The sequence below is a fragment of the Microbacterium sp. NPDC087591 genome, assembly GCF_044743625.1.
Lineage (GTDB): Bacteria > Actinomycetota > Actinomycetes > Actinomycetales > Microbacteriaceae > Microbacterium.
In genome coordinates this window covers 36,155-52,770 of sequence record NZ_JBIUWU010000003.1, presented here as the reverse complement: position 1 = coordinate 52,770, position 16,616 = coordinate 36,155, and the positions used below count along the sequence as shown (strand labels likewise).

The 16,616-nt window shown below is 69.0% G+C and carries 16 protein-coding genes; 10 read left to right on the top strand and 6 right to left on the bottom strand.

Translation table 11 applies throughout. From position 1 onward, the window contains the following. Window positions 1-16: 16 nt before the first annotated feature. Window positions 17-1,255 (bottom strand): MFS transporter, encoded by a 1,239-nt coding sequence (locus ACIOVG_RS14765; RefSeq protein ID WP_400876407.1) that lies wholly within the window; start codon window positions 1,253-1,255, stop codon window positions 17-19. A gap of 185 nt (window positions 1,256-1,440) precedes the next feature. Between ACIOVG_RS14765 and ACIOVG_RS14760 the strand changes: the two genes are divergently transcribed. The 3 genes from ACIOVG_RS14760 to prfB all read left to right on the top strand — a co-directional run bounded on the left by ACIOVG_RS14760 (window position 1,441) and on the right by prfB (window position 4,749). After that, window positions 1,441-2,604 (top strand): sensor histidine kinase, encoded by a 1,164-nt coding sequence (locus tag ACIOVG_RS14760; protein ID WP_400874952.1) that lies wholly within the window; start codon window positions 1,441-1,443, stop codon window positions 2,602-2,604. Beyond that, entirely contained in the window at window positions 2,592-3,575 is a 984-nt protein-coding gene (locus ACIOVG_RS14755) for a hypothetical protein (RefSeq protein WP_400874949.1), read from the top strand. Before ACIOVG_RS14760 ends, ACIOVG_RS14755 begins: the two co-directional genes overlap by 13 nt. A gap of 64 nt (window positions 3,576-3,639) precedes the next feature. Next, complete coding sequence (gene prfB, locus ACIOVG_RS14750; RefSeq protein ID WP_400874946.1) at window positions 3,640-4,749, top strand: peptide chain release factor 2; 1,110 nt, start codon at window positions 3,640-3,642, stop codon at window positions 4,747-4,749. A gap of 55 nt (window positions 4,750-4,804) precedes the next feature. On the opposite strand, the gene ACIOVG_RS14745 is transcribed toward prfB, so the two are convergent. Both ACIOVG_RS14745 and ACIOVG_RS14740 read right to left on the bottom strand, forming a co-directional pair. After that, on the bottom strand, window positions 4,805-5,803 hold the full coding sequence (locus ACIOVG_RS14745; protein ID WP_400874943.1) for a DUF2510 domain-containing protein: 999 nt from the start codon (window positions 5,801-5,803) through the stop codon (window positions 4,805-4,807). Between the two features lie 192 nt (window positions 5,804-5,995). Continuing rightward, entirely contained in the window at window positions 5,996-7,111 is a 1,116-nt protein-coding gene (locus ACIOVG_RS14740) for a DUF2510 domain-containing protein (RefSeq protein WP_400874940.1), read from the bottom strand. Window positions 7,112-7,294: 183 nt separating this feature from the next. On the opposite strand from ACIOVG_RS14740, the gene ftsE reads away from it, so the two are divergent. The 3 genes from ftsE (at window position 7,295) to smpB (ending at window position 9,859) form a co-directional block, all read left to right on the top strand. After that, the gene (gene ftsE, locus ACIOVG_RS14735; RefSeq protein WP_400874937.1) at window positions 7,295-8,374 is read left to right on the top strand and encodes a cell division ATP-binding protein FtsE; all 1,080 of its coding nucleotides are present in this window, start codon (window positions 7,295-7,297) and stop codon (window positions 8,372-8,374) included. Then, window positions 8,371-9,285, top strand: coding sequence for a permease-like cell division protein FtsX (ftsX, locus tag ACIOVG_RS14730; RefSeq protein ID WP_400874934.1), 915 nt, complete (start codon window positions 8,371-8,373; stop codon window positions 9,283-9,285). Before ftsE ends, ftsX begins: the two co-directional genes overlap by 4 nt. 97 nt (window positions 9,286-9,382) lie before the next feature. Further along, window positions 9,383-9,859, top strand: a complete 477-nt coding sequence (smpB, locus tag ACIOVG_RS14725) for an SsrA-binding protein SmpB (RefSeq protein WP_247630698.1) — start codon at window positions 9,383-9,385, stop codon at window positions 9,857-9,859. 17 nt (window positions 9,860-9,876) lie between these two features. Here the strand turns inward: smpB and ACIOVG_RS14720 are convergent, their stop codons facing one another. The 3 genes from ACIOVG_RS14720 to lexA all read right to left on the bottom strand — a co-directional run bounded on the left by ACIOVG_RS14720 (window position 9,877) and on the right by lexA (window position 13,516). After that, window positions 9,877-11,742: a prolyl oligopeptidase family serine peptidase gene (locus ACIOVG_RS14720; protein ID WP_400874930.1), complete on the bottom strand. Its 1,866-nt coding sequence runs from the start codon at window positions 11,740-11,742 to the stop codon at window positions 9,877-9,879. A 50-nt stretch (window positions 11,743-11,792) separates the two neighbouring features. Further along, a complete protein-coding gene (locus ACIOVG_RS14715) occupies window positions 11,793-12,758 on the bottom strand; it encodes an arsenic resistance protein (protein ID WP_400874928.1) in 966 nt (321 codons plus the stop codon). 71 nt (window positions 12,759-12,829) lie between these two features. After that, a complete protein-coding gene (lexA, locus tag ACIOVG_RS14710) occupies window positions 12,830-13,516 on the bottom strand; it encodes a transcriptional repressor LexA (RefSeq protein ID WP_400874925.1) in 687 nt (228 codons plus the stop codon). A 311-nt stretch (window positions 13,517-13,827) separates the two neighbouring features. Between lexA and ACIOVG_RS14705 the strand changes: the two genes are divergently transcribed. The 4 genes from ACIOVG_RS14705 (at window position 13,828) to hisH (ending at window position 16,596) form a co-directional block, all read left to right on the top strand. Then, on the top strand, window positions 13,828-14,190 hold the full coding sequence (locus tag ACIOVG_RS14705) for a LysM peptidoglycan-binding domain-containing protein (protein ID WP_400874922.1): 363 nt from the start codon (window positions 13,828-13,830) through the stop codon (window positions 14,188-14,190). A 62-nt stretch (window positions 14,191-14,252) separates the two neighbouring features. After that, window positions 14,253-15,347, top strand: coding sequence for a histidinol-phosphate transaminase (locus ACIOVG_RS14700; protein ID WP_400874920.1), 1,095 nt, complete (start codon window positions 14,253-14,255; stop codon window positions 15,345-15,347). Continuing rightward, window positions 15,344-15,961 carry an imidazoleglycerol-phosphate dehydratase HisB gene (gene hisB, locus ACIOVG_RS14695; protein ID WP_400874917.1) on the top strand — a complete coding sequence of 206 codons (618 nt, stop codon included), beginning with the start codon at window positions 15,344-15,346 and terminating at the stop codon, window positions 15,959-15,961. The genes ACIOVG_RS14700 and hisB overlap by 4 nt, the downstream gene beginning before the upstream one ends. Beyond that, window positions 15,958-16,596 (top strand): imidazole glycerol phosphate synthase subunit HisH, encoded by a 639-nt coding sequence (hisH, locus tag ACIOVG_RS14690; protein WP_400874914.1) that lies wholly within the window; start codon window positions 15,958-15,960, stop codon window positions 16,594-16,596. Before hisB ends, hisH begins: the two co-directional genes overlap by 4 nt. The last annotated feature ends 20 nt before the right edge of the window (window positions 16,597-16,616 follow it).

Below are 16,616 nucleotides of genomic sequence, written 5' to 3'. Positions count from 1 at the left end.
CGTCCTGTCGGCGCGCTCAGCCCGCGTCGATGCCGGGCTTCGGCCGCGGCACGAAGCGGGGGATCCACCGCAGGAACCCCGCGGCCCCGAGCAGCCCGACGACGCCCATGGCAGCGGCGGCGATCGGCAGCGAGGCGATCGCGATGATCCCGGAGATCAGCAGCGGGGCGATCGCACCGCCGGCATCCGTCAGCGTCCGCCACGACCCCAGGAACGGCGCGGGGTCGCGCTTGGGAGCGACGTCGGCGCCGAGCGTGAGCAGGATGCCGCTGGAGAGTCCGTTGCCGACGCCGAGCATCGCCGCGAACATGCCGTACCAGAGCACGGCCCCATCACCGTCGTGCGTGAAGGAGAGGGCGAGGAACGCGGCGGCCATCAGCACCATGGCCGGCATCGCGGCCCAGAGGCGTCCGAACCGATCCATCACCTGTCCGCTGGCGTAGAACAGGGCGAAGTCGATCGCACCGGACACTCCGACCACCAGGGCGATCGTGGAGGCATCCAGCCCGAGCGACAGCCCCCACAGCGGGAGCACGACCTGGCGCGCCGACCGCACCGCCGAGAGCGACGCCGCCGCGAGTCCGAGCCGGCCGAGCACGGCACGCTGCCGCCACATGGTGCGGAAGATGCCTGCGCGTTCGACGGTCGGGATCGCACCGCTCACCGGCTCGCCGGAGTCCTCGATGAACGACCGCGCAGACGGGCGGGTGATCGGCGGGATGTCCTTCTCCGGATCCGGGCCGAACAGCACCAGAAGCACCATCAGCACCAGGCAGCCCACGAAGAACCAGATCGCGGCCGATTCCGCGTCGAAGAGCTGCAGGAGTCCTGCCGCCACGAACGGGCCGATGAAGATGCCCAGGCGGAAGCTGCCCCCGAGCAGCGACAGCGCCCTGGCCCGGAACGCCACAGGCACCCGGGTGGTCATGAACGCATGACGCGCGAGCCCGAACGCGGCGGCGCAGAATCCGAGCAGGAAGACGGAGGCCGCGAGCACGCCGATCGAGGGGGCGAAGATCATCCCCGCGGCGGCCACCATCGACACCAGCCCGGCGATCACCATCGTGAAGCGCTCGTCGATGCGGGCGACGGCCCAGCCGGCGGGCAGATTGCCGCACAGCTGCCCGACCACCAGTGCCGATGCCACGAGGGCGGCGAAGGCGACATCGGCCCCCATCCGCGCGGCGATCACGGGGATCAGCGGGATCACGGCGCCCTCGCCGAGGGAGAAGAGCACGGTCGGGAGGTACACCATCGGCCCGAACTGTCTCAGGATCGTCGACGCGCCGCTCACACTCCGAGGCTACTCCGCGACATCGTCTCAGCCGCGCCGCGTGCTCGGTCGTGCACGTGAGGAGAAGGTCCGCGCGCGGATTGCATATTGGTTGTCGACGCCGGATGCGCGAAACTGATCGGCGGGAGAAGTACAGGAGGCAGCCGGTGGGGAATCGGCTTTCACAGCAGCGCGCATCTGAACCCCGCACGGATCGACAGGTCGGCTGGCTGATCGCACTCGGGTCGATGGTCGGCGCTTGGGCGCAGGCAGCGCCGCTGTCTTTCGCGCAGGCAGGGCTGTTCGATACCTGGTGGCAAGCGGCGTCGTGGATCTGCATCGCACTCTTCGTGGTGCTCGCGATCGGGGGACGGGTGCTGCCGATGACGGCGCTGCGCACGCTCTGGGCGGTGATCCCGGCCGCGGTCATCACGCTGCAGCTGCTGTCGTTCCTCGCCTACAACGGCCCCGCCGAGGGCGTCGTGCCCTGGGTGTGGATGATCGAACCTGGATCCGTCACCCTACTCGTGCTCCTCTTCCGGCCTCTCGTGGCGGTTGCGCTCACCGTCTTCTCCGGTGTGTCCGTCGCGCTCTCGGCGTGGATCTTCACCGGGGCCGTACCGGAGGTGATCGCTGCGGCGACTCCGATCCACGTCAGCAATATCGGTTTCGTGGTGATCTTCATCGGCATCCGAGGGCGGCTGACGCAGTTGCGGCGGCTGGAGGAGGACGCGCGCCTCGCTGCTGAACGCCAGGCGCGGCAGGAGGCGGAAGCCGAACGCAACGCGGAGCTGCAGCGTCTGGTGCACGACGAGGTGCTCTCGGTGCTCGCGGCTGCCGCGCTGTTCCGGGGCGCCGCGCCCCGCGAGCTCCAGGACGAAGCAGCGCACGCACTCCTCGTGCTCAGGGACTCGGCCGACTCGGATGGCGACGCACACGCGGGCGCGGTCATCGACACCGCGCAGGCGGCGGAGGAGATCCGCCTGCGCGCGGCGCGCTTCTCGTCGGTGGAGCTGCGCGTCGACGATCGAGCGGGCTCCCTCCCTGCCGACGTCGTGCAGGAGGTGTCGGCCGCCGTCTCCGAGGCGATCCGCAACGCACGACGTCATTCCGGTGCAGAACGCGTGTTCGTCGACGCGCAGTTCGCACACGACCATATCCGCGTGATCGTTCGCGACGACGGGGCCGGCTTCGACATCGCGACGGTGCCTCCGGAGCGTCTCGGGGTGCGCGACAGCATCATCCGCCGCGTCGAGGAAGTCGGGGGGAGCGCGCAGATCGTGTCCGCTCCGGGCGCGGGTACGGAGGTGTCTCTGTCATGGACGCGGTGACACCGAGCGGTACGGGGGCGGCCGGGCTCGCCACGAGGGGTGCGCGCTGGGCGATGATCGCGGTGTGGTGCTGCGGCATCGTGCAGGGGGTGATCGAGGGGCGGTTCGCACCGTCGGCTCCGGCATACCTCGCCGCGCTGCTCGTCGCCGTGCTGGGAGCGATCGTGCTGACGTATCGCAGTGACGAGCCGCTGCGCGGACTGCGGGCCTGGGCAGTGCCGGCGGCGACGCTGACCACGACGGCGCTGATGTTGACCGTCGTCGATCAGGCGGGCGCGACCTGGGTCATCGACTTCGCCTCCTACCTCGTCGCGCTGCAGATCGGGCGCGGCAATCCGGCGATCGGCGGATTCGGGCTCGCCGCGCAGCTCGCGCTCATCGTCGGGTGGGGAAGCCTCACCGACCAGTCGGCATCGGGTATCGGTGCCATGGTCAGCATTCCGATCATGTCGGGCATCGTCGGAGTGATCTGGCGGCTGACGCTGCGCACCATGGTCGCGCGGGAGCGAGCACACCGTTCCGAGGCGGCCGAGAGCGCGCGCAGGGGAGCCGCCGCACGTGCGGCCGCGGAGCAGTATCGCGCGGAGCTCGGTGCGATCACGCGAGAGGTGGAGGACGTGTTGGAGCGGCTGCGCGATGCGGACTCCATCGACGAGGACTTCCTCACCGAGCTGACCGCGCGGGAAGGCACGATCAGAGATCGCATCCGCTCACCGCGCCTGCACCATCCCGCCATCGCCGACGCCGCCGCCGTGGCGCGGAGGCGAGGAGTGCGGGTCGCGATCCTCGCGAACCACGTCCCTGATGCGCCGCGGATCAGTGACCGCGCGGCCAGGGAGGTGGCCGCCGTGCTCGCCGATGTCGCGGAGGGCTCGGTCGTGATCTCATCGGGAGCGCGAGAGGTGGAGGCCCTCAGCGTCGTGATCGACACGGGGACGGACCATCGGCGCCTCGAGCTTGCCGTCCGGTGACGGGCTCTCCGGCTCTGCGCGAACAGGCGGCGCAGAAGTCCACGGCAGGATAGGCTCGGATATCATGCTCGAACTCGATCTCTCCGCCGACATCCAGGCGCTCAGGCACACCTTCGGCGACATCAGCGAGGTCGTCGATGTCTCCCGACTTCGCGACGACATCGCGCGGCTCAGCGAAGCGGCCGGCGCGCCCGATCTCTGGGATGACACCGAGAACGCCCAGAAGGTGACCAGCGCCCTCAGCCACCGGCAGTCCGAGCTCGCCCGGATCACCGGCATCGCCCAGCGCCTCGATGACCTCGAGGTGCTCGTCGGCCTGGCCAACGAGATGGGCGATGAGGACTCGGCGCAGGAGGCGCGGGCCGAGCTCGCCGCCCTCACCGACCTGATCAACCAGCTCGAGGTGCAGACGCTGCTCGACGGCGAGTACGACGACCGCGCCGCGATCATCACGATCCGCTCGGGTGCCGGCGGCGACGACGCCACCGACTTCGCCGAGATGCTCATGCGCATGTACCTGCGCTGGGCCGAGCGGCATAAGTACCCCGTCAAGGTCATGGACACCTCGTACGCCGAGGGCGCGGGCATCAAGTCCGCCACCTTCGAGATCGATGCGCCCTACGCCTTCGGCACGATCTCGGTCGAGGCCGGCACGCACCGCCTCGCGCGTATCAGCCCCTTCGGCTCTGCGGACAAGCGCCAGACGTCGTTCGCCGCTGTCGAGGTCATCCCGCTCATGGAAGAGGCCACCGAGGTCGACATTCCCGAGAACGACATCCGCGTCGACGTGTTCCGTTCCTCCGGTCCCGGTGGGCAGTCGGTCAACACGACCGACTCCGCCGTGCGCCTCACCCACCTCCCGACCGGCATCGTGGTGTCGATGCAGAACGAGAAGTCGCAGATCCAGAACCGCGCAGCCGCGATGCGCGTGCTGCAGACACGCCTCCTGCTGCTGCAGAAGGAACAGGAGGCAGCGAAGAAGAAGGAGCTCGCCGGCAACATCACCGCGAGCTGGGGTGACCAGATGCGCTCGTACTTCCTCTACGGTCAGCAGCTGGTGAAGGACCTGCGCACCGGCCAGGAGTCGGGCAACCCCGCGGCCGTGTTCGACGGCGACCTCGACGACTTCATCTCGGCCGGCATCCGCTGGCGCAAGCGTCCCAGCGACGACTGATCTCGAGACACGAAGAAGGCCCCGGAACCCTCCGGGGCCTTCTTCGTGTGTCGTGTCAGTACCGGGCGTTCCGGAGTGTTCCCGTCACGTCCTCGTAGCTGAAGATGATGCACTGGACGGTGCGGTCGTTCGCCCTCGTCCAGGAGTACTCGGTCGGCTGGTAGCTGTAGAAGTCGAGGACGGAATCCTCGTACGCGATGCCCGTGAACGACTCGAACTGGGCGACGCAGCCGTCCCAGGCCCCTTCGAAGAGCGTGTCATCACCGGGGAACTCGCCGTCGTCGAGCTGGTAGATGAAGTACACCTCGTCGGTGTGCGGCAGGTCGCAGGGGACGACGGGCAGTTCGAAGATCGGGTCATCGCCGGTGTAATCCACGAAGGGCAGGCAATCGCCGACCGCGAGCTCGTCGAAGGGGACCATCTCTGCGCCCTCGATGTCGGCAGGATCGCCGCTCGCGGAGTCCTCCGAGGGGGCACGGTCGCCGGGCCAGGAACCGGTCTCGCCTGCCTCAGCGATCGAATTGATTCCCAGAGTGACCAGGGCGATGGAACCTGCCACGATCGCACCGAGCACACTCACCCCGATGCCCGTGATGCCCGGCCACTTCGCCTGCGGGAGGAACAGTGAGACGATGCACGCGATGAACGCGAGCCCGAGCACGACCCATCCGATCAGCGCGAGCGGCGGGATGCAGGCCAGAACGACGCCGACCACGGCGGCTACCAGGCCGATCAGCCCGAGCACGGACATCTGGCGCGGCGGCGTCTGCTGCGGAGAGAACGCGGGGTGCGCGTCGGGGTAGGCGCCACCGACGTATGCACCGGGGTATGCGCCCGGGGAGGAGCCGGGAGACGACGCGTGCGCGGGTGTGGCCGACGGAAGCTCGAAAGGTGCCGCGAACGGCGGCGTGACCGGCTCCGGGGTGACCTCGACCTCAGCCGCGGTAGCAGCCGGGGGGTGAGGAGCCACGACGACATGCTCCGTCCACTGGTCTCCGTCCCACCAGCGTCGGTTCCCGGAGCCGTCGTCGTACCAGCCGGCAGGTGTTGTCATCGAGCGTCTCCGTTGTTCTCTCGGCCGTGGTGCGCGGGGCGGTATTCCTGACCGCTCGCAGTCACCGGCAGAGCTGGTCTGTCACGACGACGGTATCGGTACCGGCGGGTGGCATGCCAGCAGACACGGTGAGCATGACGAAGGCCCCGGGAGCGGAGCGCTCCCGGGGCCTTCTGATCGTGCGGCGCGTGGTCAGCCGACGAAGCAGGCGGTGATCGCCTCGGTATCGCCGAACACCTCGGCAACGCCGGTCGCGGCGTCGAGGTCGGTGAGTGTGCCATCGCTCTCCGCGATCACACGCAGAGTGTCATCGTCGAGGTCGGAGGCGACGAAGACTTCAGCGATGCACGAGATCTGCGCATCGGTGTAGCCGTCAGCGCCGGGCGTCGCGCCGATGATGGCGGCGAGGCCCACAGCGACCTCGTCCGCGGTCGGGCGAGTCCCCGTGTCTGCGCCGTCGTCGGGAACAGCGGTCTCGCCGGGCTCCGTCGCCTCGACGGACGGCGAGGAGCTGGGGAGGTTGTCGATCTCGCTGCTGACGCCCTGCGCGAAGGCGAACAGGTACACGAACGACATCACGATTCCGATGATCGTGCCGACCACGGCGAGGACCAGTCCCGTGATGCCCGGCCACTTCTTCCCCTTGAGGAAGAGCGAGACGAGCGAGACGATGAAGCCGGCGGCAAGCAGGATGAAGCCGATGAAGCCGATGACCGGGATGAAGACCAGGATCGTGCCCAGCGCCCCCAGTCCGAGTCCGACCAGTCCCAGGACCGAGATCTTCTTCGGTCCTTCGGGAGAGACCTGCCCGTAGGGTGCGGCCGCGGGGTAGCCGGTCGGGTCCGCCGTGAATGCGCCCGGATATGCCGGGGCGGAGCCCGGGTATGCGGGGGCGGAACCCGGATAGCCCGTCGCGGGCTGGCCCGGCGCGGCAGCGGGGTAGATCGGCGCTGCAGGTGCGGCGTAGGCGGCACCGTCGTCGAGCGGCGTCGTCGCTGCGGTCGCGCTCTGATCGGCGAACGTGGCCGGGTCGGATGATCCGAGCGGAGTCTCCGGCGGTACGGACGAGTCCTGCGCCGCCGGGGTGACGGCGGCCTCGTCGGTCGGGCGGATGACGGTGTCGTCGATCGACGGCTCCTCGGCGGCCGGTGCTTCGTATGCCGATGCATCGGCTGCGGGGACATCGGCTGCGGCGGACTCGGCCTCGGGCGCTGCGGCCTCCGGAGCGAAGTGCTCGGTCCACTGCTGGCCGTCCCACCAGCGCTGACGTCCGGATCCGTCGTCGTACCAACCTGCAGGTGTCGTCATGGTTCCCCCTAGAAGCAATGGGCCGGCCGTGAATACGTCACCGGCACCCTCATGTTAACAGGGGCCCGTGACGTGGCAGGGAGTTTCCTATGGGGAGCAATACCCATCGGATGCGGAGACGGACGCACCGTGCGGGGTGTCGCTCGCGGCCAGCCGAAGAGGCGCGCTTAGGCTCGTAGCGCCATGATTCGGTTCGAGAACGTCACGAAACGCTACCGCGGGACGTCGAAGCCCGCTCTGTCCGGAGTCGACTTCGAGGTGCAGCGCGGGGAGTTCGTCTTCCTCGTCGGTGCCTCCGGTTCCGGCAAATCGTCCTGCCTGCGGCTCATCCTGCGCGAGGACGTCCCCACCTCCGGGAGGGTCGCGGTGCTCGGCAGAGACCTGCGCTCGCTCGCCAACCGCAAGGTCCCGTACTTCCGGCGCCACATCGGCTCGGTGTTCCAGGACTTCCGGCTGCTTCCGTCGAAGACGGTCTACCAGAACGTCGCGTTCACGCTGCAGGTCACCGGATCGTCGCGCGGCTTCATCCAGCAGGCCGTCCCCGAGGCGCTTGCGCTGGTCGGGCTCGACGGCAAGCAGAAGCGGATGCCGCACGAGCTCTCCGGTGGCGAGCAGCAACGTGTCGCCATCGCGCGCGCCCTCGTCAACCGTCCTCAGGTGCTCCTCGCCGACGAGCCGACGGGCAACCTCGACCCGGCGACCTCGGTCGACATCATGCAGCTGCTCGCCCGCATCAACGCGGGCGGTACGACCGTGCTGATGGCGACCCACGAAGCGGGGTTCGTCGACCAGATGCAGCGCCGTGTCATCGAGCTCAGCGACGGTGAGATGGTGCGCGACGAGGTGCACGGCGGATACGGCGACACCTCGAACATCCCGCGACTCGTCCCCGCCGAGGTGCGCGGTGCCGCCGCTGTCGCCGCGCTCACCGCGGTGCAGGAGGTGCAGCGCCAGACGGCCGACCTCTCCATGGTCCGGGCCGCGCTGGCCGAGGAGCTGAGCGAGCAGCGCAAGGCCGCCGCCTCGCCGACGCCGGCGCCGGCCGCAGCTCCCGCCGCCGTCACCCAGACGCCTCCCGCGGATGCCGTCGTGCCCCCGGAGCCTGTCGTGGCCCCGAGCCCGGCACCCGCCGAGCCACCGGCCACGGTCGGTCCGCGCACGCATCCGATCGTCCTGCCGCAGGTGGACGTCGCCGAGCTCGGTGTCGCCGATCGTCTGGGACTCTCCGACGGTGACGACGAAGAAGTGGGGCCGACCTCATGAGAATCGGTCTGATCCTCGCCGAAGCCCTCGGGGGCCTCCGCCGCAACATCTCGATGGTCATCTCCGTCGTGCTGGTGACATTCGTCTCGCTCACCTTCGTGGGAGCGGCGATCCTGATGCAGGGCCAGATCGGCGTCATGCGCGGCTACTGGGCCGAGCGCGCGCAGGTGGCCGTGTACATGTGCTCCGCGGTCTCGGAGTCCGACACCTGTGTCGACGGCGCCGCCAGCGAGGAGCAGGTGGAAGCCGTCAGGGCGCAGCTCGAGGGCGACGCGCTCTCACCGCTCATCAGCTCGATGACGTTCGACACCAAGGAAGACACCTACGCCAAGCTCGTCGAGCAGCTCGGTGCCGACCAGGCCAGCGTGCTCACGCCGGATCAGGCCTTCGAGGTGTTCTTCGTCACGATGAAGGATCCGGGCCAGTCCCCGGTGCTCGCCGAGGCCTTCAGCGGCCAGGCGGGCGTGGAGCAGGTCAAGGACCAACTCCAGTATCTGGAACCGCTCTTCTCCGCGCTCACGGTCGCGACGTACATCGCGGTGGGCATCGCGGTGCTCATGCTGATCGCGGCGACGCTGCTCATCGCGACCACGATCCGGCTGTCCGCCTACGCGAGGCGCAAGGAGATCGGCATCATGCGGCTGGTCGGCGCGTCGAACAGATTCATCCAGACCCCCTTCGTACTCGAAGGCGTGTTCGCGGCGTTCCTCGGCTCCGCGCTCGCGAGTGCGGCGGTGGTCGCCGGTGTGCACTTCGGTGTCAACGGATACCTCCGTGGCAGAGTGCCGTTCATCACGACGTGGATCACGATGCAGGATGCGACCCTCGTGGTCCCGGTGCTGATCGGCATCGGCATCGCTCTCGCCGCGCTCTCGGCCGGGTTCGCGATCAGACGCTGGCTGCGCACCTGACCCGACCGGGTCGAGGGTGCGCTCCGAGCTCGGTATAGACTGAAAGGCTGCTCAGCCGTTCCATGTCGCTGAGCTCATCGACACACAGGAGAGCATCATGCCCAGGGAACGCGGGGAGAAGGTCATCGCGACCAATCGTCGCGCACGTCACGACTACACCATCGAGAAGTCGTACGAGGCGGGGATGGTGCTCACGGGCACCGAGGTGAAGTCACTGCGCCAGGGGCGTGCGAACCTCAGCGACGGGTACGCGTTCATCAAGGGCAATGAGGTCTTCCTCGACTCGGTGCACATCCCGGAGTACTCCCAGGGTCACTGGACCAATCACACCGCCAAGCGCGTGCGCAAGCTTCTGCTGCACCGCGAGGAGATCGCGAAGCTGGCGCACGCCGTCTCGGCCGGCGGATACACGCTGATCCCGCTCAAGCTCTACTTCTCGGATGGCCGGGCCAAGGTCGAGATCGCGCTGGCGAAGGGCAAGCGCGAGTACGACAAGCGTCAGACGCTGCGCGAGCGTCAGGACACCCGCGAGGCCGATCGGGCCATGCGACTCCGCAACCGCGTCGGGGAGTAACCCGACCGGCCCCGGGGTCAGAGCCGCGGGCTGAACCCGAACGCGCGACCGAGGAACGTCAGCTCCCGCTCGAGCGCATCGATCACGGTCTCTGCGCGACGGAAGCCGTGCCCCTCGCCGGGGTAGAGCACGTACTCGTGATCGATCCCACGCGCGGCCAGGGCATCGCGGATGGCCGCCGACTGCGACGGTGGCACGACACGGTCGTCCTCACCCTGCAGCAGCAGGACCGGCACGGCGATGCGTGATGCGGAGGAGAGCGGGGAGCGGTCGATGTACAGCTGCTCCGCCTCCGGCAGGGGACCCACGAGGCTCTCGATGTAGTGGGCCTCGAAGTCGTGGGTGTCCTCGACGAGCATCCGCAGGTCCGAGACGCCGTAGCGGCTGATACCGGCGCCGAACGCGCCTCCGCGCACGAGGGCGGACAGCACGGTCCAGCCGCCGGCCGAGCCGCCGCGGATCGCGATCCGGTCGGGATCGGCGAGACCGACGTCGGCGAGACCGCGCGCTGCGGCGATCACGTCGTCGACATCGACCACGCCCCACTGACCGTGCAGCCGCTCCCGGTAGGCACGGCCGTAGCCGGTCGAGCCGCCGTAGTTCACATCGAGCACGCCGATGCCGCGGCTCGTGTAGAACGCGATCGCCGCGGACGCCGCACCTGTCACATGCGCGGTCGGTCCGCCGTGCACGAGCACGACATAGGGCGGGAGCTCGTCGTCGGGGGCCGTGACATCCGGGTTCGCCGGCGCATAGGCGAAGGCGTGCACCGGTCCGTGCGCGCCGTCGATGTCGAGCTGCTGCGCAGCGGGCATCCACGCGGGGTCCGTCGGAGCGCCACCGCGTACGGCCGTCACCTCGCCGGAGTCCACGTCCACGCGCCACAGGCCGGGGCTCACGTGCGAGCCGTTGCCGGAGATCAGCACGCGGCTGCCGCTGACGTCGTCCACGCTCACATGTCCGTCGCACGGCACGTCGAGTTCACGGCTCCCGCCGTCGGCGTCGATCACGACGACGCGGTCGCGGCCGTTCGTGCGGACCGCGACGACGCGGCCGTCGCCGAGCGGCTGGAACCACCGGTTGCCCAGCACCCACAGCCCGTAGCCGGTGTCGGCGTCGGCGGGAGCGACGACCTCGGCAGGGCCGCGCGGGGTCAGGTCGTCCAGGCTCAGGCGGTGAAGGAGCCAGCGCCCCGAGGGGTCATCGGCATACAGCAGTGCGTCGTCGGCGATCCACTCGGGTTGCAGTGCGGCCAGAGTGGGGATCGTGGCCGTCGCGCCACCGTCCACCGTGGCGATCCGCAGCGCGGCGGCATCCCACGGCATGCGCCCTTCGCTCCACTCGACCCACGCGATCCGCGAGCCGTCGGGAGAGAGGGCAGGATGCGCGAAGAAGGAGGCGCCGTCGGCGATCGTCTGGATCGCCGACGCGTCGTCGGACGCGGAGCCGTCCAGCGGAATGATCACGATCGCGCGCCGGTGCGGCTCGGATGTCAGATCCTCGCGCACCGCGAGCAGGCGGCCGTGCTGCCACCGCAGACCCCCGTGCGCCGGCCCCTCGGGTGTCAGCGGCATCGGCTCGCCATCCGCGGTGAGACGGTAGACGCGCTGATCCGTGGCGTCGACGAAGTACAGGATGCCGTCGGGATCGGCGGTCCAGGCGCCTCCGCCGTACTCGTGCACCCGCGATCGCGCGTTCCAGGGGCCGGGCAGCACCTCCCGTCCCGTCGACGACCGCACGGTGACGCGCCCGCCTTCGGCCGGGACGGACTCGCCCCACCAGATCTCGTCTCCCACGAACCGCGCTCCGTCGATGCGCGGTGATGAGCCGGCGACCGATGCCGCCGAGAAGGGAGAGGGCCAGGACCCGTAGGGCGAAGTCATACGTCGAGCCTATTCGTGCCCGGAGACGGAGACGGCGACGGAGGCGGCGCTCAGCGCTGCGGGAGGAGTCGGGGCAGGATGCGGACCAGCGCGACCATCACGACGAGCTCCACCAGCGTCTGGGTGACCACCACGAGCGGTGCGAGCGCGAGGGCCGGGGGAAGCGCCAGTGCGAGGGGGAGCACCACCAGTGAGTTGCGCGTCACCCCGCTGAACGTCAGCGCGCGTGACGACGCGGGATCCAGGCGGGTCATGCGCGCGACGAGGATGCCGAGCGCGACGAGGACCACCGCGAAGGCGATGTAGAGGGGCACCACTCGGGCGAGCGCGCCGAACTGCGCACCCACCCCGCGCACCTGTGACGCGACGACGACCATCAGCGTCGCGATCATCAGCGGCACCATCGCGGTGAGCAGCCCGCTCTCGATCGCCCGCATGAGCGGGAATCGGCGGACCAGCGTCTGCACGAGGGCGGCGGCGCTCAGCGGAAGGAGGATCAGGAGCACGAACGCCCGGATGAACGGAGCGGCGTCGATCAGCGGGGCGGCATCCGAGCCGAGGAACAGCAGCAGATACAGCGGCAGCAGGAGCATCTGGGCCAGCATGAGCAGCGGAGCGGCCGCGAGCAGCTTCGACGCAGCCCCGCCCGCGAGCCTCGTGAAGACGATGACGTAGTCGACGCACGGTGTGAGCAGCACGAGGAGCATGCCGAGCAACAGGGCGTTGTCGTCTGCCACGAAGCGGGACAGGGCGTACACGACGAGCGGGACCAGCACGAAGTTGAGCACCCCGAGCGCGCAGAGGAATCCGGCGTCGCGCAGGGATTCCCCGACCCGGCGGAAGGGCACCGACAGGAAGGTCGCGAACAGCAGCAGTCCGAGCACCGGTTCGATCGCGAGCTCCAGGGACCCGCTCCCGGGAACGGCGAGGCCGAGACCGAGACCGATCAGGATGGCCGCGAGATACAGAGCGACCTGATGTCGCTCCAGCCACGGGGTGCGCGTCGTCTCAGCCATGGCCTCCCACTGTACGAGGGTGACGGAGTCGCGCCGGCGAACCTCGCGTCGAGGGAGTGTGCGGTCGAGGGTCAGACGGCGCGGAGCACGGCGACGACCTTGCCGAGCACCGTGGCCTCGTCGCCCAGTATCGGTTCGAACGCGGAGTTGCGCGGCAGCAACCAGGTGTGGCCGTCGCGACGACGGAAGGTCTTGACGGTCGCCTCGTCGTCCAGCATCGCCGCGACGATCTCGCCGTTCTCGGCGCTGTTCTGCGAGCGGATGACGACCCAGTCGCCGTCGCAGATCGCGGCGTCGATCATCGACTCCCCGGAGACCTTGAGCATGAACAGGTCGCCCTTGCCGACGAGTTGACGGGGGAGGGGGAAGATCTCCTCGACCTGCTGCTCCGCCGTGATCGGCACGCCGGCGGCGATGCGTCCGACGAGGGGGACGAGCGCTGCGTCGCCGACCGGCGTCGCCACATCGGCAGGGTTCTCCGTGCTGGAGCCGGGGAGATCGATCAGAACCTCCATGGCCCTGGTCTTGCCGGGGTCGCGACGGAGGTAGCCGCTCAGCTCGAGCTGCCCGAGCTGGTGGGTGACGCTGGAGAGCGACTTGAGCCCGACCGCGTCGCCGATCTCGCGCATGCTCGGCGGGTACCCCTGCTGGGCGATCGAGGTCTGGATGACCTCGAGGATCGCCATCTGCTTGGGGCTCAGGCTCTTCCGACGGCGCGTGCGCGGTGCCTCCGGCTCGGGGGCTGAGTTCTCGCTCATGATGCTCCTTCGGTGCACGTTTCCGACGCTGCTCTTCGAATGTCGGAGGCCCGTGGTGGGGTGTTCGTATCGAAACCGTATCCGAGAATCATGCGGATCTGGAAGATCTGTTCGAGCGTGTCGGCAGATTGGCGGATGTGGTTTCGAAGAAAGCTTGACAGATGTTCGAACTCGAAGATATCTTCGGAACGTAGCTTCGCATCCAGCCCTCCCGGCCGAGTGCAGGATGCGAACGCTACGCCAACTTCCATCGGCCCTCGCGGCGGGTGGCTGATCCTCCCGACAACGGGGGCGACGCAGAGGAGCACACCATGAGCACCATCACCTTCAGCACTGCAGCAGTCATCCCGGCCCGTCCGGCGACGCGTCTTCGGCTGACGGTTCGCGGTCGCCGCGTGCTTCTCGCCCTCGCCGCTGTGCCTCTTGCCGTCGGCATCGCGTTCGCTGCGATCAGCGGCGGCAGCGCACTCGCCTCGAATGAGAGCACCGGAACGGTCAGCTTCGAGACGGTCACCGTCCTCCCCGGAGACACGCTGTGGTCGATCGCGAGCGAGATCGCGCCGACAGCCGACCCGCGCGAGGTCATCGGTGAGATCAGCCGGCTGAACGTCCTCCAGACCGGCGAGCTGCAGATCGGTCAGACGCTGTCGATCCCGACCCAGTACACGAACTGAACGCGATCCGCGCCGCCGGTCCTCTGCCATAACGATCACCGCGCACCGCCGAGCGTTCTAGCATGGGAAGGGTGACCGCCTCACTCGATGACCTGCCGCTCCGTGACGACCTGCGCGGGCTGGCCCCGTACGGTGCCCCACAGGCGCCGCTTCCGATCGCCCTCAACGTGAACGAGAACACGCATCCGATCCCGGATGAGGTGGCCAGCGACATCCTCGATGAGATCGCTGTCGCGATCCGCGATGTGAATCGCTACCCCGACCGCGAGTTCACCACCTTGCGTGAGGCGTTCGCGACCTACCTGGGGCACGGTCTCGAGGCGGACGCGATCTGGGCGGGAAACGGCTCGAACGAAGTTCTGCAGCACATTCTGCAGGCGTTCGGCGGACCGGGGCGCACCGCCTTCGGGTTCGCTCCGACGTACTCGATGTATCCATTGATCGCGCAGGGGACCGGGGCCCGCTGGGTTGCCGGCACGCGACAGCCCGATTACACGATCACCCCAGAGGAGGCGGCCGCCCAGGTGCGGGACGTCGATCCCGACGTGGTGCTGCTCTGCTCGCCGAACAACCCGACCGGCACTCCGCTGAGCCTCGACGTGGTCGAGGCCGTGTACGAGGCCGCCCGCGGCATCGTCGTGGTGGACGAGGCCTACCAGGAGTTCGCCCCGCGTGAGGCCCCGTCCGCGCTCTCGCTGCTGGACGGCAGGCCGCGTCTGGCCGTCTCGCGCACCATGAGCAAGGCGTTCGCCTTCGCGGGCGCGCGGGTCGGGTACCTCGCGGCAGATCCCGCTTTCATCGATGCACTGCGTCTGGTCCGGCTGCCCTATCACCTGAGCGCGCTGACGCAGGCTGCCGCCGTCGCCGCGCTGCGCAACGCCGATGTCATGCTCGGAATGGTCGACGAGATCGTCGAGCAGCGCGACCGGATCACCGCCACCCTCGAGGCGCTCGGCTACACGCCGCACGAATCATGGAGCAACTTCGTGCTGTTCGGCGGAGTGGCCGATCCGAAGGCCACCTGGCAGAAGCTCTACGACCAGGGCGTGCTGATCCGCGACGTCGGCATCCCCGGTCACCTGCGCGTCACCGCGGGCACCGAGGCCGAGACCACGGCGTTCCTCGATGCGCTGGCCTCGATAGACTCGGCATCATGAGCAGCCTCGCCCTGACCCCGCGCACCGCGAGCCGCGTGCGCGGCACGTCGGAGTCCACCGTCGAACTCGAACTGAACCTCGATGGCACCGGCGCCAGCCGCATCGACACCTCGGTGCCGTTCTTCGATCACATGCTCACCGCCTTCGCGAAGCACTCGCTGACGGATCTCACGGTGCGGGCATCCGGCGACACGCACATCGACGCCCACCACACCGTGGAGGACGTGTCGATCGTGCTCGGCCAGGCGATCCTCGAGGCGCTGGGCGACAAGTCCGGCATCTCCCGCTACGGCGATGCCCTCGTTCCGCTGGATGAGGCGCTCGCGCAGGCGGTCGTCGACATCTCCGGGCGTCCGTACCTCGTGCACGAGGGAGAGCCGGTCGGTTTCGAGCACCACCTCATCGGCGGTCACTTCACCGGCTCCCTGGTGCGCCACTCCTTCGAGGCCATCGCGTTCAACGCCGGCCTCACCGTGCACGTCCGCGTGCTCGGCGGCCGTGACCCGCACCACATCGCCGAGGCGGAGTACAAGGCGTTCGCACGGGCATTCCGTCAGGCCAAGGCTCTCGACCCGCTCGTCGACGGCATCCCTTCGACCAAGGGCGCACTGTGACACGCACCCCGAAGGTCGCTGTCTTCGACTACGAGTCGGGCAACGTCCACTCCGCCGTCAAGGCACTCGCTGCGGCGGGCGCCGATGCGGTCCTCACGCGCAACCGCGCGGAGGCGCTCGAGGCCGATGGTCTGGTCGTGCCGGGTGTGGGTGCGTTCGCCGCGGTACGCGATGCCCTGCACGCGCACGGAGGGGACGAGGTCATCGACCGTCGTCTCGCCGGCGGTCGCCCCGTGCTCGGGATCTGCGTCGGCATGCAGATTCTCTTCGAGCGCGGTGTCGAGCGCGGCGTCGACTCCGAGGGCCTCGGTGAATGGCCGGGCGCCGTCACGGAGCTCAACGCCCCCGTCCTCCCTCACATGGGATGGAACACGGTCAGCCCCGGCGACGACAGCGTGCTGTTCCAGGGCATCGAGGAGGAGCGCTTCTACTTCGTGCACTCCTACGGTGCTCAGTCCTGGGAGCTCGACGTCATCCCGCCGTTCCCGCAGCCGGTGCTGACCTGGACCACATACGGTGATCCGTTCCTCGCTGCCGTGGAGAACGGGCCGCTGTCTGCCACGCAGTTCCACCCGGAGAAGTCCGGAGAGGCCGGCATCCAGCTCCTGCGCAATTGGATCGGCAGCCTCCGCTGATCCCGGAGAACGTCCGCCCG